The organism is Pseudomonas taiwanensis (genome assembly GCF_013393345.1).
Taxonomy (GTDB): domain Bacteria; phylum Pseudomonadota; class Gammaproteobacteria; order Pseudomonadales; family Pseudomonadaceae; genus Metapseudomonas; species Metapseudomonas resinovorans_C.
Genome location: NZ_QJRF01000028.1, coordinates 47,159 through 69,607, shown reverse-complemented (window position 1 = coordinate 69,607; position 22,449 = coordinate 47,159). Strand labels below are relative to the sequence as shown.

Genomic DNA, 22,449 nt, shown 5'->3' with positions numbered 1-22,449 from the left:
GCAGTTAATAAACGGAGAGGCCGGAGGCGCTGTACGGAAAGTGCCGATACCGGACGGCTTTTCGTACAGGCCCCTGGTCCTCTCAATCCCACCGGGGCGGGAGCACCATCCTTGGATATGGAAAATTTTTCTCTCGCGCACGGTTCCTCGGGAGCCTGCGTGGGCAGGCCGGTCCGGGCCGGGCGTCGGGGATGGGGGCATGCTAAGGGGCGAAAAAATAGAAGGCTAATGAATGTTATTGCTCGCACAGTGCAAGAAAATTGCACTAAAGCGCTGGGCTGATCAGCCTGTCTTTTCCTGCGTCAGGTGTTGCTCCAGCAACACCTGACCAGCAAGTTGCCTGCTTAATTCAGGCCTGGCTGTTGATAAAAATTATCAAGTTATTGATTTATAAGGAAAAACAAAACTGGCACGGGTACTGCTTTATCCCTCTGCAAGCAAGGTCGCGACTGTTCGCGGCGAAACAGCAGTGCAGAGAGCCCCATGTCGCAAACCCCGATTTCCGCCCAGTACCCCATCGGTATCCCCGACGCCCAGATCATCCGTAGCGATGCCCAGGCCATAGAAGTGGCCCACCGCGTCGCAGCCTTCCTGTTGGAGGGTGATGCCGAGCGCGATCGCACCCGCCAGGTCCCCTCGGAAGTGGTGGACGTGTTTTCCAACAGTGGCCTCTGGGGCATCACCGTGCCCAAGGTGTTCGGCGGCGCCGAGGTGAGCTACGCCACCCTGGCCGAAGTGATCGCCATCATCTCGGCCGCCGACGCTTCCCTCGGACAGATTCCGCAGAACCACTACTGCCTGCTGGAAGACATCCGCCTGCAAGGCACCTATGACCAGAAGCGCTTCTTCTTCGGCCTGGCGCTGAAGGGCAACCGCTTTGCCAATGCGCTGTCGGAAACCGGCGGCAAGAACGTGCAGGACATCCAGACCCGCATCCGCCGCGACGGCGACGCCCATGTCATCAACGGTCGCAAGGGCTACTGCACCGGCTCGCTCTACGCCCACTGGCTGGCGGTGCTGGCCGTGGACGAGGACGACAAGGCCCAGCTGGCCTTCGTCCCGCGCGGTAGCGAAGGGCTGGTGATCGTCGACGACTGGTCCAGCATTGGCCAGCGCAACACCTCCAGCGGCACGGTGCTGGCCGAGGATCTGCGCGTGCCGTCGGCGAACCTGTTCCCCACCTACCGCTCCTACGAGTGCCCGACCCTGGCCGGCCCGTTCGCCCAGATCACCACCGCTGCCATCGATGCCGGGATCGCCCGTGCGGCCCTGCGCGACACCATCGCCTTCGTCCGTGACCACGCCCGCCCCTGGATCGATGCCGGGGTGGAGAAGGCCAGCGAGGACCCGCTGACCATCATCCAGGTGGGCAACCTGGGCATTCGCCTGGAGGCCGCCGAAGCGCTGCTGGAGCGTGCCGGCAAGGTGATGGACGCCGCCCGCCCGGCGCCGGACGAGGACAATGTGGCCGCCGCTTCGGTCGCCGTGGCCAAGGCCAAGGTGCTGACCACCGAAATTGCCATCGAAGCCTCCAACAAGCTGTTCGAACTGGGCGGCACCCGCTCCACGCTGGCGCGCCACAACCACGATCGTCACTGGCGCAATGCCCGCGTGCACACCCTGCACGACCCGGTGCGCTGGAAGTACCACGTGGTTGGCAACTGGCTGCTCAACGGCGTGAAGCCGCCGCGTCACGACTGGTCCTGAGGCGCGCGACATGAGCAAGCAGATCCGCCTCAACGCCTTTGCCATGAACGCCGTGGGTCACCTGTCCCCCGGCCTCTGGCGCCATCCGCGCGACCAGGCGCGGCGCTACACCGATATCCACTACTGGATCGAACTGGCGCAAACCCTGGAGCGCGGCAAGATCGACGGCCTGTTCCTCGCCGACGTGCTGGGCGTCTACGACGTCTATCAGGGCGGCCCGGAGCAGGCCCTGCGCAATGCCGCGCAAGTGCCGGTGAACGACCCGCTGCTGCTGGTGCCGGCCATGGCCGCCGCCACCCGGCACCTGGGCTTCGGCGTCACCGCTTCGGTGTCCTTCGAACACCCGTTCCCATTCGCCCGGCGCATGAGCACGCTGGACCACCTCACCGGTGGCCGCGCCGGCTGGAACATCGTCACCTCTTACCTGGAGAGCGGCGCGCGCAACATCGGCCTCAAGCAGCAGCTCAACCATGAGCAGCGCTATGCCCTGGCCGGGGAATACCTGGAGGTCTGCTACAAGCTCTGGGAAGCGAGCTGGGACGAGGACGCAGTGGTCGCCGACGTGGAAAGCGGCGTCTATGCCGATCCGGCGAAGGTGCACCCCATCGACCACGAGGGTGCGCACTTCCTGGTGCCCGGCTTCCACCTCAGCGAGCCATCGCCGCAGCGCACTCCGGTGCTCTACCAGGCCGGCGCCTCCAGCCGGGGCAAGGCCTTCGCCGCCGCCAACGCCGAGTGCGTGTTCGTCGCCGCGCCCACCCGCCACATCCTGCGCAATCAGGTGGCCGACCTGCGTCATCAGGCCGAGTTGGCCGGGCGCAAGGGCAGCGACATCAAGGTGTTCAATCAACTTACGGTCATCGTCGCGCCCACTGATGCCGAGGCCCAGGCGAAATGGCGCGAGTACCGCGAGTTCGCCAGCCATGACGGCGCCTTGACGCTGATGTCCGGCTGGACCGGCATCGACTTCGGTCAGTACGCGCCGGATCAGGTGTTGCGCCAGGTCGAGAGCAACGCGATCCAGTCGGCGGTGGATGCCTTCACCGCGGCGGACCCGAGCCGTACCTGGACCACCGCCGAGATCGCCGACTACTGCGCCCTGGGTGGCGACGGCCCGCTGCTGGTCGGTTCGCCGAAAAGCGTGGCCGACGAGTTGCAGGCCTGGGTGGACGAGACCGACGTGGACGGCTTCAACCTGTCCAGCATCGTCGCGCCGGAAACCTTCGTGGATATCGTCGACCTGCTGGTGCCCGAGTTGCAGGCGCGCGGCTTGTTCAAGCGCGAGTACGAAGACGGCAGCCTGCGCCACAAGCTGTTCGGCGAGGGCGACCGTCTTGCTGAACCGCACCCGGCCGCGCGGTTGCGCAGGAAGGTGAGGCCATGAACGAACTGCTTGCCAACCTCGACTGGGTGGAAATCGGCCAGGCCTGCATCGACACCCTGACCATGCTCGCCCTGGCGCTCGGCTTTACCGTCCTGCTCGGCCTGCCGCTGGGTGTGCTGCTCTACCTGACTGGCAAGAAGCAGATGCATGAGAAGCCCGGTTTCTACCGCTTCGCTTCGGCCGTGGTGAACATGCTGCGTTCGCTGCCTTTCATCATCCTGCTGATCGTGATGATCCCGCTGACCACGCTGCTCACCGGCACGTCGCTTGGCGTCGCCGGGGCGATCCCGCCGCTGGTGGCCGGCTGCACCCCGTTCTTCGCACGGCTGGTGGAAACCGCGCTGCGCGAGGTGGACCGCGGACTGGTGGAGGCTACCCAGTCCATGGGTGCCAGTACCTGGCAGATCATCTGGCACACCCTTCTGCCGGAAGCCCGCACCGGGCTGATCGCCGCCGTGACCGTCACCGCCATCGTGCTGGTGGATTACACCGCGATGGCCGGCGTGATCGGCGGCGGGGGCCTCGGTGACCTCGCCATCCGCTTCGGCTACCAGCGTTTCCAGACTGACGTGATGGTGGTCACCGTGGCCCTGCTGATCCTGCTGGTGCAGGCCCTGCAAATGAGCGGCGACCGCCTCGTGATCCGCTACAGCCGCCGTTGAAATCTCGCCGCAGGGCAGCCGGCTATCGCTGCCCACCCAAGGCCTCACGTTCACCCCACGACGGCCAACCCAATACTGCCCAGGAGCACTTGCAATGAAAAAGGCACTCGCCATTCTGGCCGCCGTCGTCGCCTTCTCCGCCCAAGCTGGCGAGAAGCTCGTAGTCGGCGCCACTCCGGTTCCCCACGCGGAAATTCTTGAGTTCATCAAACCCACCCTGGCCAAGGAAGGCGTGGACCTGGACATCAAGGTCTTCACCGACTTCATCCAGCCCAACGTGCAACTGGCGGAGAAGAACCTCGACGCCAACTACTACCAGTACCGGCCGTTCCTCGATGAGTTCAACAAGAGCCGCCACACCAACCTGGTGCCGGTGGTGGGCATCCATATCGAGCCCTTCGGCGCCTACTCCACGAAGATCAAGAAACTCGACGAACTGAAGGACGGCGCTTCCGTCGCCATCCCCAACGACCCGGTGAACACCGGCCGCGCCCTGGTGCTGCTGCACGAGGCGGGGCTGATCAAGCTCAAGGACCCGAGCAACACCCTGGCGACCCAGCGCGACATCGCCGAGAACCCGAAGAAGCTGAAAATCCGTGAACTGGAAGGTGCGCTGCTGGCCCGCTCCGTGAGCCAGGTGGACCTGGCGTTCGTCTTCGCCAACTACGCGCTGGAAGCCGGTATCGACACCAACAGCGCGCTGATCGTCGAGAAGGGCAAGGACCTCTACGCCGAATTCCTCGTCGCCCGTCCGGACAACCTCCAGGACCCGGGCCTGCAAAAACTGGCCAAGGCCCTGAACTCGCCGGAAGTCCGCCAGTTCATCGTCACCCGCTACAAGGGCCAGATCGCCCCGGCGTTCTGATTCTCCAGCCTCGCTCCGCTTGCCTCCCCTCGATCGGAAAAAACTCCCTCTCCCTCTGGGAGAGGGCTGGGGTGAGGGAAGCCCGACTTGCTCCATTGCTGAAGGCCACACCCCATGACAAACGAAACCGCCCACCACGCATTTCGTGATGAAGCCCCGCCACTACTCCCGGCGGCGCTGATCGAAAACGATGCACAGGCCCTGCAAGCCGCTCATGAGGTGGCGAGGCTGGCCAGGGAACAGGCCGCACAACGCGACCGCGACCGCCTGCTGCCCTGGCGCGAGCTGGAACACTTCACCCGCCTGGGATTGGGCGGCATCCGCATCCCGCGCCAATACGGCGGGGCCGAGGTCTCCCACATCACCCTGGCTGAAGTGTTCCGCATCATCTGCGCCGCCGACCCGGCACTGGGGCAGATTCCGCAGAACCAGTTCGGCCTGCTCAACGTGGTCGAGAACGTCGGCAGCGAAGCGCAGAAGCGCAAGGTGTTCGGCGGCATCCTCGCCGGTCGCCGGCTGGCCAATGCCGGCCCCGAGCGCAACACGAAGCACACCCTGGAGATCAAGGCGCGCATCACTCGTACCGACGAGGGGCTGAAGGTCAGCGGCGAGAAGTTCTATTCCACCGGCGCGCTGTTCGCCCACTGGGTGGCGGTCAAGGCCATCGACGACAACGGCGTCGGCGTGCTTGGCCTCGTTGAGCGCGGTGTACCGGGGCTGCGGATCGTCGACGACTGGTCCGGTTTCGGCCAGCGCACCACCGCCAGCGGCACCGTGCTGCTGGACCAGGCGCCGGCCGCCGACGACCTGGTTTTCCACAATAGCCGGCTGGCCGAGGTGCCGAGCATCCAGGGCGCGGTGTCGCAACTGATCCAGGCCGCCATCGATGCCGGTATCGCCGAGGCGGCCATCGACGACGCCATCGCCTTCATCCGCGAACGCTCGCGGCCCTGGGTGGATGCCGGCGTCGAACGCGCCAGCGAGGAGCTCTACACCATCGCCGAGATCGGCCGCCTGAAGACCGAGCTGAATGCCGCCAACGCGTTGCTGGAACGCGCCGGCCAGGTGCTGGACGAAGTGGCCGCTGCGCCCATCGATGGCGAGTCCGCTGCCCGTGCCTCCATCGCCGTGGCCGAGGCCAAGGTGCTGACGACGGAAATCAGCCTGCTCGCCAGCGAAAAGCTCTTCGAGCTGGCCGGCAGCCGCGCCAGCCTCGCCGAGTTCAACCTCGACCGCCACTGGCGCAACGCCCGCGTCCACACCCTGCACGACCCGGTGCGCTGGAAGGTCCAGGCCGTTGGCGCTTATCACCTCAACGGCGCCAAGCCGGCCCGTCATTCCTGGATTTGAGGAGTTCACCATGACATTGCCGCAACCCGCACCGGCTCTCAGCGTCGCCATCATTCGCGACGACGCCGAAGCCATTGAGGTGGCTCACCGCATCGCCGCCGAGTTCAAGCCCGGCGCCGCCGAGCGTGACCGCGACCGGCGCTTGCCCCATGAGGAGCTCGAGGCTTTCAGCCGTTCCGGTCTCTGGGGTATCAGCGTGCCGCGCGAATTTGGGGGCGCTGGCGTATCGCGGGTGACCTTGGCCCGGGTCATCGCCATCATCAGCGCCGCCGACGCCTCCCTTGGACAGATTCCGCAGAACCATTTCTACGCACTGGAAGTTCTCCGGGTGAATGGCAGCAAGGCCCAGCAACGACGCCTGTTCGCCGCCGCCCTGGCCGGCCAGCGCTTTGGAAACGCCTTGGCGGAAATCGGCACCCGCACCGCCAATGACCGCAATACCCGGCTGATCCGCGAAGGCGCGGGCTTCCGCATCAATGGCCGCAAGTTCTATTGCACCGGCGCCCTCTATGCCGACCGGGTGCCGACCCTGGTGGTGGCCGAGGATGGGCACCAGTACCTCGCCTTCGTGCCGCGCAATGCCCCCGGGCTGACGGTCATCGATGACTGGTCCGGCTTCGGCCAGCGCACCACCGGCAGCGGCTCGGTGGTGTTCGAGAACGTGCCGGTGCGCACCGAGGACCTGGTGTCCTTCCAGGATGCCTTCGACCGTCCGACCACCGTTGGCCCCTTCGCGCAGATTCTCCATGCCGCCATCGATGCTGGCATCGCCCGCGCCGCCTATGAAGATGCACTGGAGTTCGTGCGTACCCGCTCGCGGCCGTGGATCGACTCCGGCGTGGACAAGGCCAGCGACGATCCACTGACCATCCAGGAGTTCGGCCGCCTGGCCATCCGTCTGCATGCCGCCGAGGCCATCCTCGACCGCGCCGGCCGCCTGCTGGATGCCGCCACCGCCCAACCCAACGCCGACAGCGTGGCCGCTGCGTCCATCGGCGTGGCCGAGGCCCGTGCCCTGACCACCGAGGTGTCGCTGACCGCCGGCAGCAAGCTGTTCGAGCTGTCCGGCACCCGCGCCAGCCTGGCCGAACACAACCTCGACCGTCACTGGCGCAACGCCCGCGTGCACACGCTGCACGACCCGGTGCGCTGGAAGTACCACGCCGTGGGCAACTTCTACCTCAACGACAAACTGCCACCGCGCCGGGGGACGATCTGATGGCGCGCAAGCAGATCCTCCTCAACGCCTTCAACATGAACTGCGTGGGGCACATCAACCACGGGCTCTGGACCCACCCGCGCGACCGTTCGGCCGACTACCGCAAGCTGTCCTACTGGACCGAGCTGGCGCAGTTGCTGGAGCGGGGGTTGTTCGACGGCCTGTTCCTGGCGGACATCGTCGGCGTCTACGACGTCTACCAGGGCAACGTCGACCTGACCTTGAAGGAAAGCATCCAGCTTCCGGTCAACGACCCGCTGTTGCTGGTCTCGGCCATGGCGGGCGTGACGCGCCACCTGGGTTTCGGTCTGACCGCCAACCTGAGCTACGACGCGCCGTACCTGTTCGCCCGACGCCTGTCGACGCTGGATCACCTGACTGATGGTCGGGTGGGCTGGAACATCGTCACCGGCTACCTGGATAGCGCCGCCCGCGCCATGGGGCTGACGCAGCAGGTGGAGCACGACCGCCGCTACGACCAGGCCGATGAGTACCTGGAGGTGCTCTACAAGCTCTGGCAGGGCAGCTGGGAGGAGGGCGCCGTGGTCAATGACCGGCAGCGACGCATCTACGCCCGGCCGGACAAGGTGCACAAGGTCCGTCACCAGGGTGAGTTCTTCAACGTCGAGGGCTACCACCTCTGCGAACCCTCGCCGCAACGCACGCCGGTACTGTTCCAGGCCGGTTCCTCGGCGCGCGGGCTGCGTTTCGCCGGCGAGCATGCCGAGTGCGTGTTCATCAGCGGCAACAACAAGGCCGCCACCCGCGCCCAGGTAGACAAGGTGCGCGCGGCGGCCCAGGCCGCCGGCCGTGATCCCCACGCGGTGAAGGTGTTCATGGGCATCAGCGTGATCGTCGCGCCGACAGAAGCCGAGGCCCGCGCCAAGCACGCCGAGTACCTGGCCCACGCCAGCGCCGAGGCAGGCGTGGCGCACTTCGCCAGCTCCACGGGCATCGACTTCTCCCGCTTCGGGCTGGATGAGCCGATTCCGTATGTGAAGACCAACGCCATCGAATCGGCCGCCAGCAAGCTCAAAGACAACAGCCTGACCCGCCGCCAATTGCTGGAACAGCACGCCCTGGGCGGGCGCTACATCCTGCTGGTGGGCTCGCCCACCCAAGTAGCGGACGAGCTGCTGGCCTGGATCGACGAGACCGGTCTGGACGGTTTCAACCTCACCCGCATCGTCACCCCGGAAAGCTACGCGGACTTCATCGACCTGGTGGTGCCGGAGCTTCAGGCGCGCGGCGCGTACAAGACGGCGTATGCCGAGGGCACCTTGCGGCGGAAGTTGTTTGGCGCGGGCGACCGGCTGCCGGCCGACCACAAGGGCGCTGCCTTTTCTGTGGGGGCGAATTCATTCGCTATGCAGGCCGAAGGCTTGCCCCTCAGCAATTCAGGGAGCGCTACGCGCTCCTCAGCGAATGAATTCGCCCCCACAAGGTAATTGCCAACCCATTCCCCCGTTACTCAAGGACTAAAGACATGCCCAAACACCTCCTCAAATCCCTCACCCTCGGCCTGCTCCTGGCCTCCGGTATCGCCCATGCCGCCGATTCCAAGGTCCTCAAGGTCGGCACCACCGCTGCCTTCGCCCCGCCGCTTGAAGTGGCGGTGGAAGAGGCTGCGAAGAAAGGCCTGAAAGTGGAACTGGTGGAATTCACCGACTGGAACTCGCCGAATATCACCCTGGCTGCAGGCGACATCGACGTGAACTATTTCCAGCACACGCCTTTCCTGGAGAACGCCAAGAAGGAAGGGGGCTTTGCCCTCAAGCCCTTCGCGCCCGGCGTGATCAACAACGTCGGCCTCTACTCGAAGAAGTACAAGGCGATCGCCGACTTGCCGGAAGGCGCCAAAGTGGCCATCGCCAACGACCCCATCAACGGTGGTCGCGGTCTGCAACTGCTGCAGAAGGCCGGACTGCTCAAGCTCAAGGATGGCGTCGGTTACAAGGCGACCCTGGACGACATCGTCGAGAACCCGAAAAAGATCGACATCATCGAGCTGGAGGCCGTGCAACTGGTGCGCGCCCTGGATGACGTCGACCTGGCCCAGGGCTACCCGCATTACATCCGCCTAGCCGGCACCCTCGATGCCAACAGCGCCCTGCTGTTCGACGGCATCGAGAACAAGGAATACATCATCCAGTTCGTCACCCGCGCCGATTACCAGGACGACGGCCGCCTGGGCGAGTTCGTGGACATCTACCAGCACTCGCCGCAGGTGCGCGCCGCGCTGGATAAGGCTCACGGCAAGCTCTATCAGCCGGGCTGGGAATAAGCGGGCGGAGCCCGCCCTTTGTGGGGGCGATTTCAATCGCTAAGCGAACCGCAGGTTCGCCCGGGGGCTGCTGCACAGCCCATCGCGAATGAATTCGCCCCCACAGAAGAGCAATACGGCTCCCCATCTATACGGAACAGAGAGGCCCTACATGGTCAGTTTCAACCGCAACATCAGCCTGGACCTGCCGCATATTCGCCTGCAGGCACTGGGCAAGGCCTATCAGGGCAGCAAGGGGCCGGTGCAGGCGCTGCAAGGCATCGACCTGGAAGTCCGTCGGGGTGAAGTGTTCGGCATCATCGGCCGCAGCGGCGCGGGCAAGTCGTCGCTGATCCGCACCCTCAATCGCCTGGAAAAGCCCACCAGCGGCCAGGTGGTGATCGACGAAGAAGACATCGGCCAGTTCGACGAGAAGCAGCTTGTGCTCCTGCGCCGCCGCGTCGGCATGATCTTCCAGCACTTCAACCTGATGTCGGCCAAGACTGTCTGGCAGAACGTCGCGCTGCCGCTGAAAGTCGCCGGTGTCCCCAAGGCCGATATCGAGCGCAAGGTCAGCGAGCTGCTGCAATTGGTGGGGTTGGCGGACAAGCGCGATGCCTACCCGGCGCAGCTCTCGGGGGGGCAGAAGCAGCGCGTTGGCATTGCCCGTGCGCTCGTGCATCAGCCGGAAATCCTGCTCTGCGACGAAGCCACCTCGGCGCTGGACCCGGAAAGCACCCAGGCCATCCTTGCCCTGCTACGCGATATCAACAAGCGCCTGGGGCTGACCATCGTGTTGATCACCCACGAGATGGCGGTAATCCGCGAAATCTGCGACCGCGTGGTAGTGCTGGAGCGTGGCCAGGTGGTGGAGTACGGAGAGGTCTGGCGTGTGTTCGGCGATCCGCAGCACGAGGTCACCCGGACCCTGCTGGGTACCCTGCGCCACGACCTGCCGGACGACCTGCTGGCACGGCTGGTCAGCCAGCCGGCCGAAGGCGCCAACGAACTGTTGCTGGACCTGCACTTCACCGGCGCCAGCGGCCGCGAGCCGGACCTGCTGGCCATCGCCCAGGCCCTCGGCACGCGGGTGAGCCTGGTGCATGGCGGCATCGACCGCATCCAGGGACGCGCCCAGGGGCATCTGCTGCTCAGCGCGATGCTGGCGGGACAGGGCGGGCTGGAGGTGCTGGAGCGGGCGCGGCCGCTGGCGGACAAGGCGGAGGTGCTCGGCTATGTCGCCCATGCTTGACCGGCTGCTGCAGGGCATTCTCGACACCTTGCTGATGATCGGCGCTTCTTCGCTGATCGTGTTCCTGGTGGGGATTCCCCTGGCCTTGGTGCTGGTGACCACCGGCCCCGGCGGCATCTTCGAAGCCCGCACGCTGAACCGAACGCTGGGCAGCGTGGTGAACGTGCTGCGTTCGATCCCGTTCCTGATCCTGATGGTGGCGCTGATTCCCTTCACTCGCTTGATCGTGGGCACCAGCTATGGCGTGTGGGCGGCGGTGGTGCCGCTGACGATCGCCGCCACGCCGTTTTTCGCGCGCATTGCCGAAGTCAGCCTGCGGGAGGTGGATTTCGGCCTGGTGGAGGCGGCCCAGGCCATGGGCTGTCAGCGGCGCCACATCATCTGGAACGTGCTGTTGCCGGAAGCGCGGCCGGGCATCGTCGGCGGCTTCACCATCACCCTGGTGACCATGATCAACTCGTCTGCCATGGCCGGCGCCATTGGGGCCGGCGGGCTGGGCGATCTGGCCTACCGCTACGGTTACCAGCGCTTCGATACGCAGATCATGCTGACTGTGATCATCCTGCTGGTGGTGCTGGTGACCCTGATCCAGTTCGGCGGGGATCGTCTGGCGCGATTGTTGAACAAGCGGGCGTAGGCCACGCCCATCCGGAAACCCAACGCGCTTTTGTAGGTTGGGCAGAGGAACGAAGCCCAACGGGGCGGGGTCGAGCGATGCTTCGTTGGGCCTCGCTCTGCTCGGACCAACCTACGAGGGGGCATTCGCGAATGAATTCGCTCCCACAGATTGGGCAGGATTTCCCCTCTCCCATTGCGGGAGAGGGGTGGATTCTCAATCCATCACGTCCTGCAGTACTTCGTAGATGATCCCGGTAGCTACCGCGACCAGGATCAGGTCGGCGCCAGCGCGGACCCAGTCGTAGCCGTCGTAGTGGGGCAGGCGGTTGACCAGGCGGCCGTCGAGCTTCTTGGCTATGCCCGGCGGGAGCGGCTTGCCACGTGCCAGGTTCTTCTGGATGCCCGGGGGCAGCGCTTGGGTCGGGCCCCAGTACTCACGGTTGTCATCGAGGATGATGCGGATGCCACCGATATCCACCTGTGGGCCGCCGGACCAATTGCTGCCTTGCGAAGAGCTCGAGTGGCCCTTGTCGTGCCCCTTGCTTTTGCCGGGGTCCGCGAGCAAGGCAGGTGAGCCGGTGATCAGCGCAAGGCTGGTCAGCGTGGCGATGAGTGTGCGGGTTCTGGTCATTTCCGTGGCCTCCATGAAGGACATTTCCCTGTGACGATGGACTGCGAAAGCAGGGGTGAGTGCCGCAACTATTGCAGAAAATCCGCTTCTGCGAGCTGCCGAAACATGAACCGGTTCAAAGCGCAGAAACCCTTTGCCCCATGGGCGGCTCCACTTGTCGTCTGGCGTTGAACCGGCGCGCACGTTCGAAGTCTCACGGCATACCGTGAAAGAAAGCCCGTGGAGGCTCCAAATTGATCAATAAGAAAACCCTGTTGGCCGCGGCGACCTGTGCGATGGTCCTTGCGGTGGGTATCGTGCTGCCCGGCGGCGCATCCCTGATCGACTCCGCCTATGCCCGTGGCAATGGCGGCGGCAATGGGGGCGGCAATGGCGGTGGACACGGTGGTGGCCATGGCGGCGGTTTTGGTGGCGGCGTTGGCGGTGGTCATGCCGGCAGCCACGACGGCAAGGGTAACGGCTACGGCAAGAGTGCCGACCACACGGGCAAGGCCACCCGCAATGGCGAGGACAAGGGCAACCGCTACGGCAGTCTGCGCAACGATGACAATGGCCATGGCTATGCCACATCCGCGGTGGCCCGGGACAAGGACAGCCGCGGCCTGGCCAACGCACGTGCCGTGTCCGAGACTACGCCGGGCGATCACAACGCCCACGGCCGCGATCGGGCTGAGGCGTCTTCCAGCAAGAACGACGGCAAGAGCCATCGCTAGACAAGAGCAATCGCTAGAAATGAAAGGGGCAACCAATCGGTTGCCCCTTCTTCATCTCAGCGTGCCGCCAGCAGCACTCCGCGACATTCGCCGAAGCCGATGGCGGGGTATCCCTCCCGCTGGCAACGCGCACGCAGAATCACTTCATCCCCATCTTCCAGGAAGGTGCGCTGCTCGCCGCTCGGCAGGCTGATCGCCTGCTTACCGCCGAAGGTGCTCTCCAGCAGGCTGCCGAAGGCCTCGGGCTCCGGGCCGGAGAGGGTGCCGGAGCCGAACAGGTCGCCGGCTTGCAGCTTGCACCCGCCGACGCTGTGGTGGGCGACCATCTGCGCCACGGTCCAGTACATGTTCTGGGTGTTGCTCAGCGCCAGGCGGTGGGGTGCCAGGCCCTGCTCGCGCATGGTCGCGGTGAGGATCAGCACTTCCAGCTGGATGTCGAAGGCGCCTTTGGCCTGGTCCGCTTCGTCCAGCAGGTAGGGCAGAGGCTGCGGATCGCCTTCCGGGCGTGCCGGCTGGGCGGCGCGGAAGGGTTCCAGGGCTTCAGCCGTGACCACCCAGGGGGAAACCGTGGTGCCGAAGTTCTTCGCCAGGAAGGGGCCGAGCGGCTGGTATTCCCAGGCCTGCACGTCGCGGGCGGACCAGTCGTTGAGCAGGCAATAGCCGGCGATGTGCTGCTGGGCGTCGGCAATCGCGATGGAGTCGCCCATCTCGTTGCCCTGGCCGATCCAGATGCCCAGTTCCAGTTCGTAGTCCAGGCGCTTGCTTGGGCCGAAGTTCGGCACTTCCTGGCCCGGCGGCATGGTCTGGCCGATGGGACGGCGCACCGGGGTGCCGGACACGCAGACGGTGGACGCGCGGCCGTGGTAGCCGATGGGCACGTACTTGTAGTTGGGCAGCAGCGGGTTGTCCGGACGGAACAGGCGGCCGACGTTGTTGGCGTGGTGGATGCCCACATAGAAGTCGGTGTAGTCGCCCACCTTGGCCGGCAGGTGCAGCTGGCAGGTAGCGGCGGACGGCATCAGGGCCTGGCCCATGGCTTCCAGGCGCTCCTGGGCGCTGCTGCCTTCGGCCAGCAGGTCTTGCAACTGGGTGCGCAGGGCGCGGCGGGCAGACTCACCGAGGGCGAAGAAGGCGTTGAGGCTGTCGCCGCAGGCGGACTGCGCGGCTTCGGCCGCTTCGCCGCTGAACAGGCCGGCATCGGCGGCGACCTTGAGGTCGAAGATCGCGTCGCCGATGGCAACGCCACCGCGCGGCGAGGCGCCGGCCGGGCTGAAGATGCCAAGTGGCAGGTTCTGCAGGGGGAAGTCCGGGTGGCCGTTGGCGGAGGCGATCCAGCTACGGCGGTTGTCTGCTTGGGTCATATCAAATCCTGCCCTTATCGAAGGTCTTGGCCATGCCGGCCCAGCATGCATCGTAGTCGCTCTGCAGCTGCGGGCATTCCAGCGCGTACTGGCTGGGGCGCAGCACGCGGCTGGTCTCGAACATGAAGGCCATGGTGTTGTCGATCTTGTGCGGTTTCAGATCGGCGGCGATGGCACCGGTGGTGGTGGCGTTGTCCGGGCCGTGGGCGCTCATGCAGTTGTGCAGGGAGGCGCCGCCGGGGGAGAAGCCCTCGGCCTTGGCGTCGTAGGCGCCCTGGATCAGGCCCATGAATTCGTTCATCAGGTTGCGGTGGAACCACGGCGGACGGAAGGTCTTCTCGGCCACCATCCAGCGCGGCGGGAAGATCACGAAGTCGACGTTGGCCTGCCCATGGGTTTCGCCGGGCGAGGTGAGCACGGTGAAGATCGACGGGTCCGGGTGGTCGTAGCTCACGGTGCCAATGGTGTTGAAGCGGCGCAGGTCGTACTTGTAGGGCACGTTGTTGCCGTGCCAGGCGACCACGTCCAGCGGCGAGTGGTCGAGCTCGGTGGACCAGAGTTCACCGAGGAATTTCTGCACCAGGGTGACCGGCGTGTCCATGTCTTCGTAGTGCGCCACCGGGGCGAGGAAGTCGCGCGGGTTGGCCAGGCCATTGCTGCCGATGGGGCCGAGGTCCGGCAGGCGCAGCGCGGCGCCGTGGTTCTCGCAGATGTAGCCACGAGCGGTGGCGTCCAGCAGTTCCACGCGGAATTTCATGCCACGGGGGATCACCGCGATTTCCAGCGGCTCCACTTCCAGTAAGCCCAGCTCGGTGGCGATGCGCAGGCGGCCGTGCTCGGGAACGATCAGCCACTCGCCGTCGGCATTGAAGAACACCCGCTGCATCGAGGTGTTGGCGCGGAACAGGTGCACGCTGACGCCCGAAGCCTGTTCGGCATCGCTGGTGGCGGCGATGGTCAGCAGGCCGTCGATGAAGTCGGTGGCCACGGCGGGGATGTCCTGCGGGTTCCAGCGCAGGCGATTGGGCGTCACCGGCCCCAGGCGGTTGCCGGCGATCTGGCGCTCCAGGCGCTGGTACTGCGGGTGGTTGGCCGAAGGCTTGATGCGGTACATCCAGGTGCGCCGGGCTTCGCTGCGCGGAACGGTGAAGGCGGTGCCGGAAAGCAGTTCGGCATAGAGGCCATAGGGCACTTTCTGCGGCGAGTTCTGGCCAACGGGCAGGGCCCCCGGCAGCGCTTCGCTGCTGAACTCGTTATCGAAACCGGATTGGTAAGTGAGCTGCGTGGGGGAGACCATGGCGACCTCGCGGTTTTTGTAATTTGATTACGCATAACGTAATTTGAAAGGCAAAAGGGGTCAAGCTATAACAGCGCCCTCCACACCGACCAAGGCCAGGACATGACGAACGACAACGACAGCGCAGGCGCACCACGCCGGCAGAAGGTGCAGGCCGCGGAAGTGGGGACCGACATCCTCAAGGGGCTGGCGGAGCTGGCACCGGCCACCTCGCTGTCGAAACTGGCCGAGCACGTTGGGATGCCGGCGAGCAAGGTGCACCGTTACCTGCAGGCGCTGATCGCCAGCGGTTTCGCCGAGCAGGATGCCACCACCAACCACTATGGCCTCGGCCGCGAAGCGCTGCTGGTAGGGCTGGCTGCCATCGGACGGCTGGACGTGGTGAAGGTCTCCATGCCGCACTTGGTGGAATTGCGCGATGCACTCAATGAGACCTGCTTCCTCGCCGTATGGGGCAACAAGGGGCCGACCGTCGTGCATGTCGAGCAGGCGCTGCGTGCGGTGACGCTGGTCACCCAGGTGGGCTCGGTGCTGCCGTTGCTCGGTTCGTCCACCGGCATGGTGTTCAACACCTACCTGCCGGAGGGTGAAACCGCCTTCCTGCGCGATGAGGAAATGGCCCTGCCGGATGCGCCCGCCACTGCCGAACTGCAGGATCAGATGATGCAAATCCGCGCCACCGGGATGCACCCGGTACACGGCCTGCTGATGCCGGGAGTGAACGCCCTGTCGGCGCCCCTGTTCGCCACCGGCAACAAGCTTGCAGGTGTGATCACCGTAGTCGGTGCCGCCAGCGTGTTCCGCGCCGACACCGACAGCTCAGCCGCCGGGCGTCTGCACCAGGCTGCCGAGGCCATCAGCCGGCGGATGGGTGGTCAGCAGCCGGAGTAAAGCGATCTTTGTTTCTTCGGGCATTTAAGTTGGCTATGTCTGCATTAAGTGTTGCAAGTAGCTGCATTGCCCGTAGGAGCTGGCTTGCCAGCGAATGGCCCCGTTTCGCTAGCAAGCTAGCTCCTACAAGGCTCCTGGACCGATGGCCCATCTCTGGCAACTAACGCAGACATAGCCTTTAAGTTTGCCACCTGAAAGGCTTATTCCTTCCCGGACTTGATCAGGAACCAATCGGACTTTGCGCTGCGATGACCTGCCTTGCCGGGTGAGGGAGGGCGGTCATACTCCTTGGCGACGACGGCAGCGCCCGCTGCCGCACGCTCGTCCCACACCCCGGCAATAGCGATCGGCGGGCACTGGGGCTTCATCAACCGGAGGACGGTTGCCATGCGTTCGGTCAAGAAGATCCTGGTCGTCATCCCGCTGGACTCCGAGTCCGAAGCCCTCGAACGGGGATTGCAGATCGCCCAGAAGCTCGGCGCTACCCTCAACGTTCTGCTGTGTGATCCCAGCGATAGCTCCTCCGGCGTGCTCGACCAGTACCTGGTCGGACTCCTGCGTTCGGGTGTGCACGCGCGGGGGGCGGTGGCGCGGGTGGATTTCGACCGCGCGAGCAATGCCATCCTGGAGGCCTGCCGCGCCCAGTCCTGCGACCTGGTGATCAAGCAGCACCGTGCCGCTGGGCGCCTGAGCCAACTGCTGATGACCCCCGACGACTGGCACCTGTTGCGCCAGGTTCCGACGCCGCTGCTGCTGATCCGGGGTGGCCGCGTCTGGGAAGGCGGCACCGTTCTCGCCGCCATGGATGTCGAACACCAGGACGCGGCGCACATCACCTTGCAGGGCAATGTCATGGAGCACGCCAATTTCCTCGGCGGCCTCTTTGGCGCGACCTTGCATGTGGTGAGTGCCTATTCGCCAGGTCGGCTGCCCCAGGCCGATCCGGAGCAGACGCTCGACCAGATCGTCGCCCGTCATTGCCATGAGCAGTGCCGCTGGTTCATGGAGGAATACGAACTGCCGGAGCATCGCCTGCACCTGGGTGAAGGACCGGCCAGAGCCTTGATTCCGCAGATCGCCCACCAGCTCGAGGCGGGGCTGACCGTATTGGGTACCGTTGCCCGTCAGGGTCTGGCGGGCGCGTTGGTGGGCAATACGGCGGAGGCCGTGCTGGATCGGCTGGAAGGCGATTTGCTGGTGATCAAGCCAGAGGCCGCATCACAGGAGGAAGCAGCGCCCGACGGTCATCGCGCTGCCTGACGCCCCGAAAAGACGACGCCCTCCATCAGGAGGGCGTCTTCATTGCGTTGGAAGACTCAAGGATTCGGTGCATGGGCGCCGAGCAGGCCACCACCGGCTTTCTTGCTGCGCTTGGCCGTGCGTTTTTCCAGGAGGGTCTTCTGCGGCTTTTTCTTCGCCGCGCGTTTTGCATCGAGACCTTTGCTCATGATGGTTACTCCGCTAGGGGGTGAATGGATCAGCGCATCCCTGCCTTGAAGCGCTCAATGGCCATTACCACCTCCTGGGCTGCACGTGCCTGTTGGTTTACGGAACCGATGAAGTCAGCATAGCCGCCTGGCGTGCCATTGCATGGCCGGGCAAATATGCTCGACTGCTTAACACTTCATCCACCGGGCGGTGACATCGATCGGCCGTCGCCGCATCATGCGGGACCAATGCTGGCCGGCAACCGAGAGCCCAATGCCCGAACGACTGGGATACGCCGCGCAGTCCATCACCGGCTGCGTGCGTGAACACAACGAAGACGCACTGCTCTGCGCCCCGCAGCTGGGGCTCTGGGCCGTGGCGGACGGCATGGGCGGCCACCAGCGCGGCGAAGTGGCCAGCGCGGTGGCGGTTTCCACGCTGCGGGACGCGACCGCCGCCGGGCAGGACCTCGAGGCTGCTGTGCAGCTCGCCCACGCGGCCGTCGTCGCGGCGGCAGGCGGCTCCGGCATGGGCACCACCCTGGTCGCGGTGAAGTTGGACGGACCCGCATTCGACCTGGTCTGGGCCGGCGACAGCCGCGCCTATCAGGTGAGCGCCGCTGGCATCGTGCGCCTCAGCCATGACCACAGTCTGGTACAAGCCCTGATAGATGCTGGCGAGCTGACACCGCAGCAGGCTCGCAAGCATCCGCGGCGCAATGTCGTGACCCAGTGCCTCGGCCAGGTCCATCAGGACCTTGAAGTCGGGCGCGTGCATGGCAGGCTGGCACCGGGCGAATTGCTGCTGCTCTGCAGCGACGGCCTGAGTGGCGAGCTGGACGACGAACAGATCCAGGCCCAGTGCGCTGGCGCGGAAACCCTCGACGACCTGGTCGCACAATTACTGGAACAGGCTTGTGATGCCGGCGGTCGGGACAACATCTCCTGCATCGTGATCGGCCTGATGCAGCCGGAAACCTCTTTGCCGGCAAGCAGGTCCAATTCGTTCCTGAGCCGGCTGCTCAAATCCCGAAGACCCTGAACATGAACGACAACCTTCTCGAAATTCCCGGCTATCTCGTGCACGGACGCCTGGGCAAAGGCGGGATGGCCGAGGTCTACCTCGCCACCCAGGAGTCCCTCAATCGCAAGGTCGCGGTGAAGGTGCTGGACCGGCTGGACGACGAAACGCTGGTCGACCGCTTCGTCAGGGAGGCGCGCACGCTGGCCTCCCTGCACCATCCGTCCATCGTCACCATCCACGCGATCGACCGTTTGCCCGACGGACGGCCTTATCTCGCCATGGAGTTTCTTCCCGGTGGCGACCTCGGCCGCCACAAGGGCCACGTCCTGGAGCCGCTGGAGGCCTTGCGCATTGTCCGGCAGATCGCCAGCGCCCTGGCCGTGGTCCACGACAAGGGCCTGATACACCGCGACATCAAACCGGCCAACATTCTCTTCCGCGATGATGGCACGGCGGTGCTCACTGATTTCGGCATCGCCAAGGACCTCGACCTGGACACGGAGCTGACCCAGTTCAACGTCGCCGTCGGCAGCCCTGCCTACAGCAGCCCGGAGCAGGCCCAGTGCCAGCCGCTGGATGCCCGCAGCGATATCTACAGCCTTGGCGTGATCCTGCTGGAGCTGCTGACCGGGGAGAACCCTTATCGCGGTGCCAGCTACGCCGATACCGTGCTCAACCATGTGCAGATGGACCCGCCCTTGCTGCGCCGCGGTTTGTCCGACTACCAGCACCTGATCGATCGCATGCTCGCCAAGGAGCCGGAAGAGCGCTTCGCCGATTGCCGCGTGCTGCTGGAAAGTCTGACGGAGCTGTGCGATCTCGACCTCGATTTCACTCGCATCGCACCCGCCGTGAAGCTTGACGCGCCTGCGAAACGCTCAGCGGCGGGCCGTAGCTACCGTGGTCTGCTCTGGGGCCTGGCCGGCCTGATGCTACTGGCAGTCTCCAGCGGCGGCGGCTACTACGTGGTGCTGCGCATGAAGATCGCCGACCTGCTGGAACTGGGGGAACAGCGCCTGGCCGAAGGCAAGCTGATGGAGCCGTCAGCCGACAATGCCGACTTCTATTTCCATGAAGTGCTGCGCCTGGACAATGACAATGCCAAGGCCGGTGATGGCTTGCAGCGTGTGCTTGCTGCGCGGGTCGCGCGCATCCTGGCCCTGGCTGAACAGCGCCTCGCCGAGGACCAGTTGATCCAGCCGGAGCAGGACAGTGCGGTGTTCCACTACCAGCAGGCGCTGATCCTGGAACCGGGCAACGAACAGGCGCTGGCCGGACTGGAGAAGGTGGCGCAGCGCTTCGTCGAGCACAGCGAGGAGGCTTATGGCCGCCGCGAATTTTCCCTCGCGCTGGAATTCATCGATGCCGGCCTGCAAGTTTCGCCATCGAACCCGACCCTGCTCGAACTTCGCGCGGTCCACGAACAGCGCGTAAGCAAGGCCAAGGCCGCGCGGGTGGCGGCGACCCGTCAGACTCGACCGCAACAGCAGACACGGCAGCAGGAAGAGAGCAATCCCATCAAGAAGTTCTGGAACCGTCTCTTCAATTAACTGCCAACTCCAGCAAGGTCAGGGTTGCAGGCACATAGCTATCATTGCCGTGTGCCCTGCCTCCAAGGACCCCAAATGCTACGGATTCACTTCGCGGATAACCGCCAGGCGCCCATCTGGCTGGTGGACGAGCGCTTCACCATCGGCCAGGACAGCCGCAACAGCCTGGTCCTGGCGGAACCGGAGATCAGCCTGTTCCACGCGGAAATCCGCCAGGATCATGGCCAGTATTACCTGAGCGATTGCGGTACACCCGGCGGCACCTTCGTCAATGGCGAGCGCATCGGTGCACGCTTCCAGCTGCGCTCCGATGACGTCGTGCGCATTGGCCAGCTCGAACTCCTGCTGGTGGACCCGGCCAAGGCTCGCCCCAAGGCACAAGCCTCGGCGCGCTGGTTCCTGCAGGTGATCAAGGGCGAACACGAAGGGCAGAAGTACCACGTCACCGGCTCGCTGACCTTCGGGCGCTCGGTGAAATGCGAGCTGTGCTTCAGCGACCAGGAGCTGTCGCGCCGGCACTGCGAGTTCTTCCTCAAGGACGATGTGCTGGAGGTCAAGGACCTGGCCTCCGCCAACGGCGTTTTCGTCAACCAGCAGAAGGTCAGCACCGCCGTGTTGCAACCGGGTGACCAGATTCGCATGGGTTCGGTAACCCTGCTGGTGATCGGTCCCAAAGTGGCGGCACCCCAGGCGGTGGACGAGGACGCCACGCTGTTCATGCCCGTCGCGCAGATTCCCAAGGCCGCGGTGCCTCGCCCGGCGACGCGCCAGCCTGTGGCCAATCCGCTTCGCGCAGCGGCACAGCAACAGGTCGCGCCCACGGAAGCCGCGCGACAATCGCCGAACAAGGTCCTGATCGGCGCGTTGCTATTGGTCGTGACCGTAGCAGCCGCCTTCGCCGGCAAAACCCTGCTGTAGGGGCGAATTCATTCGCCAAGGGCTGCGTAGCAGCCTCGTAGGTTGGTCCGAGCGCAGCGAGGCCAACGTTTCCGGCATCGGCTACGAAACGTTGGGTTTCGTTCCTCTACCCAACCTACGGATGTCTGCGCGGATCAGGCGGTAATGCCGAACACCTCGGCCAGGTGCGCTTCATAGCGCTTCACATCCGCCTCGATGTTCGGCTGCTTCATCACGTCCACGCAGAGGAAGGTGGGCAGGGCGCTCATGCCGAGGAACTGGTTGGCCTTGTGGAAGGGGAAATACACGGCATCCACACCCTTGGCCTCGAAGAAGTCGGTGGGGTCGTCGAAGGCCTGCTGCGGCGCGTTCCAGGTCAGCGACAGCATGTACTGCTTGCCGTGGATCAGGCCGCCGCTACCGTATTTTTGCGAGGCATCCGAGCGGGTGCGGCCGTCGTTGGCGTAGAGGCTGCCGTGACCTTCGGTGAAGACCTCGTCCAGATAGCGCTTCACGGTCCAGGGCGCGCCCATCCACCAGCCGGGCATCTGGTAGATCACCACGTCGGCCCAGAGAATTTTCTGCACCTCTTCGGCAATGTCGTAGCCGGCGTCGATCTGGGTTTCCTTGATGTCGAAGCCTGCGCGGTCGAAGAAGGCCAGCGCGGCATCGTGCAGGGTGGCGTTGTAGCGGCCGTCCGAGTGGGCGAATTTCTTGCCGCCGTTGAGCAGAAGGACCTTTTTCATGGCAGTAGCCTCCGTAAGTCGATGTGGCGGCAGACTACCGGTCGCGCCCTCGCGGAAACACCGGTCGGGGCGCAATTGATACTTGCTGGAAAGTCATGAATTGATGAGCTTGCTTTGCGATAGGGTTGATAAAACTCACTTCAGCTGCGAGGCAATTCCATGACCCAGCCCTACGGCTTCATCCTGCATGCCCACACCCGTCCCGAGAAAACCAACGAGTTCGAAGCGCTGTTCCGCGGCTATGTCGAACCCAGCCGGGCCGAGGAGGGCTGCGTCGAGTACCACATGCTGCGCGACGCCCAGGACCCGAGCCTGTTCATCTTCTATGAGGTCTGGCAGAGCCGCGCCGCTTTCGAGAGCCATTGCGCGCTGCCGCACATGCGTCGCTTCCACGAGAGCCGCATGGATTACCTGCTGCGGGACTTCGATGTCCGCGAAATCCACATGCTCAGCCCCTCGTCCGCCAGAGCGTAGGATTTGTACGAAAAGTCGTCGAGCGAAGGTCAGGCAAGGCGAAATCGGCCGAAGAAGCGCAGTTTACGTGTTGTAAATGAGCATTCTGAGGGCGATTTCAACGCAGCATCACCGAGCG

Annotated in this window: 22 protein-coding genes; 17 read left to right on the top strand and 5 right to left on the bottom strand. The window is 64.9% G+C overall.

Annotated elements, in window-relative coordinates; genetic code table 11:
• Nucleotides 1-483 precede the first annotated feature (483 nt).
• The 10 genes from DM872_RS00450 to DM872_RS00405 all read left to right on the top strand — a co-directional run bounded on the left by DM872_RS00450 (nucleotide 484) and on the right by DM872_RS00405 (nucleotide 11,339).
• The gene (locus DM872_RS00450) at nucleotides 484-1,707 is read left to right on the top strand and encodes an SfnB family sulfur acquisition oxidoreductase (RefSeq protein WP_179057613.1); all 1,224 of its coding nucleotides are present in this window, start codon (nucleotides 484-486) and stop codon (nucleotides 1,705-1,707) included.
• A 10-nt stretch (nucleotides 1,708-1,717) separates the two neighbouring features.
• Nucleotides 1,718-3,091: an LLM class flavin-dependent oxidoreductase gene (locus tag DM872_RS00445; RefSeq protein ID WP_179057612.1), complete on the top strand. Its 1,374-nt coding sequence runs from the start codon at nucleotides 1,718-1,720 to the stop codon at nucleotides 3,089-3,091.
• On the top strand, nucleotides 3,088-3,753 hold the full coding sequence (locus DM872_RS00440) for a methionine ABC transporter permease (protein WP_179057611.1): 666 nt from the start codon (nucleotides 3,088-3,090) through the stop codon (nucleotides 3,751-3,753). Before DM872_RS00445 ends, DM872_RS00440 begins: the two co-directional genes overlap by 4 nt.
• 94 nt (nucleotides 3,754-3,847) lie before the next feature.
• Nucleotides 3,848-4,618: a MetQ/NlpA family ABC transporter substrate-binding protein gene (locus tag DM872_RS00435; RefSeq protein WP_179057610.1), complete on the top strand. Its 771-nt coding sequence runs from the start codon at nucleotides 3,848-3,850 to the stop codon at nucleotides 4,616-4,618.
• A gap of 114 nt (nucleotides 4,619-4,732) precedes the next feature.
• Complete coding sequence (locus tag DM872_RS00430; RefSeq protein WP_179057609.1) at nucleotides 4,733-5,968, top strand: SfnB family sulfur acquisition oxidoreductase; 1,236 nt, start codon at nucleotides 4,733-4,735, stop codon at nucleotides 5,966-5,968.
• Between the two features lie 10 nt (nucleotides 5,969-5,978).
• Nucleotides 5,979-7,187, top strand: a complete 1,209-nt coding sequence (locus DM872_RS00425; RefSeq protein WP_179057608.1) for an SfnB family sulfur acquisition oxidoreductase — start codon at nucleotides 5,979-5,981, stop codon at nucleotides 7,185-7,187.
• Entirely contained in the window at nucleotides 7,187-8,635 is a 1,449-nt protein-coding gene (locus DM872_RS00420) for an LLM class flavin-dependent oxidoreductase (RefSeq protein ID WP_179057607.1), read from the top strand. The genes DM872_RS00425 and DM872_RS00420 overlap by 1 nt, the downstream gene beginning before the upstream one ends.
• Before the next feature lie 38 nt (nucleotides 8,636-8,673).
• A complete protein-coding gene (locus tag DM872_RS00415) occupies nucleotides 8,674-9,471 on the top strand; it encodes a MetQ/NlpA family ABC transporter substrate-binding protein (protein WP_179057606.1) in 798 nt (265 codons plus the stop codon).
• Nucleotides 9,472-9,622: 151 nt separating this feature from the next.
• On the top strand, nucleotides 9,623-10,702 hold the full coding sequence (locus DM872_RS00410; RefSeq protein ID WP_179057605.1) for a methionine ABC transporter ATP-binding protein: 1,080 nt from the start codon (nucleotides 9,623-9,625) through the stop codon (nucleotides 10,700-10,702).
• Complete coding sequence (locus DM872_RS00405) at nucleotides 10,686-11,339, top strand: methionine ABC transporter permease (RefSeq protein ID WP_179057604.1); 654 nt, start codon at nucleotides 10,686-10,688, stop codon at nucleotides 11,337-11,339. Before DM872_RS00410 ends, DM872_RS00405 begins: the two co-directional genes overlap by 17 nt.
• Nucleotides 11,340-11,534: 195 nt before the next feature.
• Here DM872_RS00405 and DM872_RS00400 read toward each other — a convergent pair whose 3' ends face one another.
• Nucleotides 11,535-11,951 carry an anti-virulence regulator CigR family protein gene (locus DM872_RS00400; RefSeq protein WP_179057603.1) on the bottom strand — a complete coding sequence of 139 codons (417 nt, stop codon included), beginning with the start codon at nucleotides 11,949-11,951 and terminating at the stop codon, nucleotides 11,535-11,537.
• 233 nt (nucleotides 11,952-12,184) lie between these two features.
• Between DM872_RS00400 and DM872_RS00395 the strand changes: the two genes are divergently transcribed.
• Entirely contained in the window at nucleotides 12,185-12,664 is a 480-nt protein-coding gene (locus tag DM872_RS00395) for a hypothetical protein (RefSeq protein WP_256873259.1), read from the top strand.
• A 56-nt stretch (nucleotides 12,665-12,720) separates the two neighbouring features.
• Here the strand turns inward: DM872_RS00395 and fahA are convergent, their stop codons facing one another.
• Together fahA and hmgA are read right to left on the bottom strand one after the other, a co-directional pair.
• The gene (gene fahA / locus DM872_RS00390) at nucleotides 12,721-14,025 is read right to left on the bottom strand and encodes a fumarylacetoacetase (protein WP_179057602.1); all 1,305 of its coding nucleotides are present in this window, start codon (nucleotides 14,023-14,025) and stop codon (nucleotides 12,721-12,723) included.
• Between the two features lies 1 nt (nucleotide 14,026).
• Nucleotides 14,027-15,322 carry a homogentisate 1,2-dioxygenase gene (hmgA, locus tag DM872_RS00385; protein WP_179057601.1) on the bottom strand — a complete coding sequence of 432 codons (1,296 nt, stop codon included), beginning with the start codon at nucleotides 15,320-15,322 and terminating at the stop codon, nucleotides 14,027-14,029.
• Nucleotides 15,323-15,424: 102 nt separating this feature from the next.
• On the opposite strand from hmgA, the gene DM872_RS00380 reads away from it, so the two are divergent.
• Both DM872_RS00380 and DM872_RS00375 read left to right on the top strand, forming a co-directional pair.
• Nucleotides 15,425-16,213, top strand: coding sequence for an IclR family transcriptional regulator (locus DM872_RS00380; RefSeq protein ID WP_179057600.1), 789 nt, complete (start codon nucleotides 15,425-15,427; stop codon nucleotides 16,211-16,213).
• A gap of 387 nt (nucleotides 16,214-16,600) precedes the next feature.
• Complete coding sequence (locus DM872_RS00375; protein WP_179057599.1) at nucleotides 16,601-17,473, top strand: universal stress protein; 873 nt, start codon at nucleotides 16,601-16,603, stop codon at nucleotides 17,471-17,473.
• 56 nt (nucleotides 17,474-17,529) lie between these two features.
• Here the strand turns inward: DM872_RS00375 and DM872_RS30365 are convergent, their stop codons facing one another.
• Nucleotides 17,530-17,661 (bottom strand): hypothetical protein, encoded by a 132-nt coding sequence (locus tag DM872_RS30365; protein WP_256873258.1) that lies wholly within the window; start codon nucleotides 17,659-17,661, stop codon nucleotides 17,530-17,532.
• 253 nt (nucleotides 17,662-17,914) lie between these two features.
• Here DM872_RS30365 and DM872_RS00370 point away from each other — a divergent pair, with 253 nt between their 5' ends.
• From DM872_RS00370 to DM872_RS00360, 3 genes are all read left to right on the top strand, one after another.
• Nucleotides 17,915-18,682: a PP2C family protein-serine/threonine phosphatase gene (locus tag DM872_RS00370; RefSeq protein WP_179057598.1), complete on the top strand. Its 768-nt coding sequence runs from the start codon at nucleotides 17,915-17,917 to the stop codon at nucleotides 18,680-18,682.
• A 2-nt stretch (nucleotides 18,683-18,684) separates the two neighbouring features.
• The gene (locus DM872_RS00365) at nucleotides 18,685-20,214 is read left to right on the top strand and encodes a serine/threonine-protein kinase (protein WP_179057597.1); all 1,530 of its coding nucleotides are present in this window, start codon (nucleotides 18,685-18,687) and stop codon (nucleotides 20,212-20,214) included.
• A gap of 75 nt (nucleotides 20,215-20,289) precedes the next feature.
• Nucleotides 20,290-21,132 (top strand): FHA domain-containing protein, encoded by an 843-nt coding sequence (locus DM872_RS00360; protein WP_179057596.1) that lies wholly within the window; start codon nucleotides 20,290-20,292, stop codon nucleotides 21,130-21,132.
• A gap of 134 nt (nucleotides 21,133-21,266) precedes the next feature.
• Here DM872_RS00360 and DM872_RS00355 read toward each other — a convergent pair whose 3' ends face one another.
• Nucleotides 21,267-21,857 (bottom strand): NAD(P)H-dependent oxidoreductase, encoded by a 591-nt coding sequence (locus DM872_RS00355; RefSeq protein WP_179057595.1) that lies wholly within the window; start codon nucleotides 21,855-21,857, stop codon nucleotides 21,267-21,269.
• Between the two features lie 159 nt (nucleotides 21,858-22,016).
• Here DM872_RS00355 and DM872_RS00350 point away from each other — a divergent pair, with 159 nt between their 5' ends.
• Nucleotides 22,017-22,331: a putative quinol monooxygenase gene (locus DM872_RS00350; protein WP_179057594.1), complete on the top strand. Its 315-nt coding sequence runs from the start codon at nucleotides 22,017-22,019 to the stop codon at nucleotides 22,329-22,331.
• The last annotated feature ends 118 nt before the right edge of the window (nucleotides 22,332-22,449 follow it).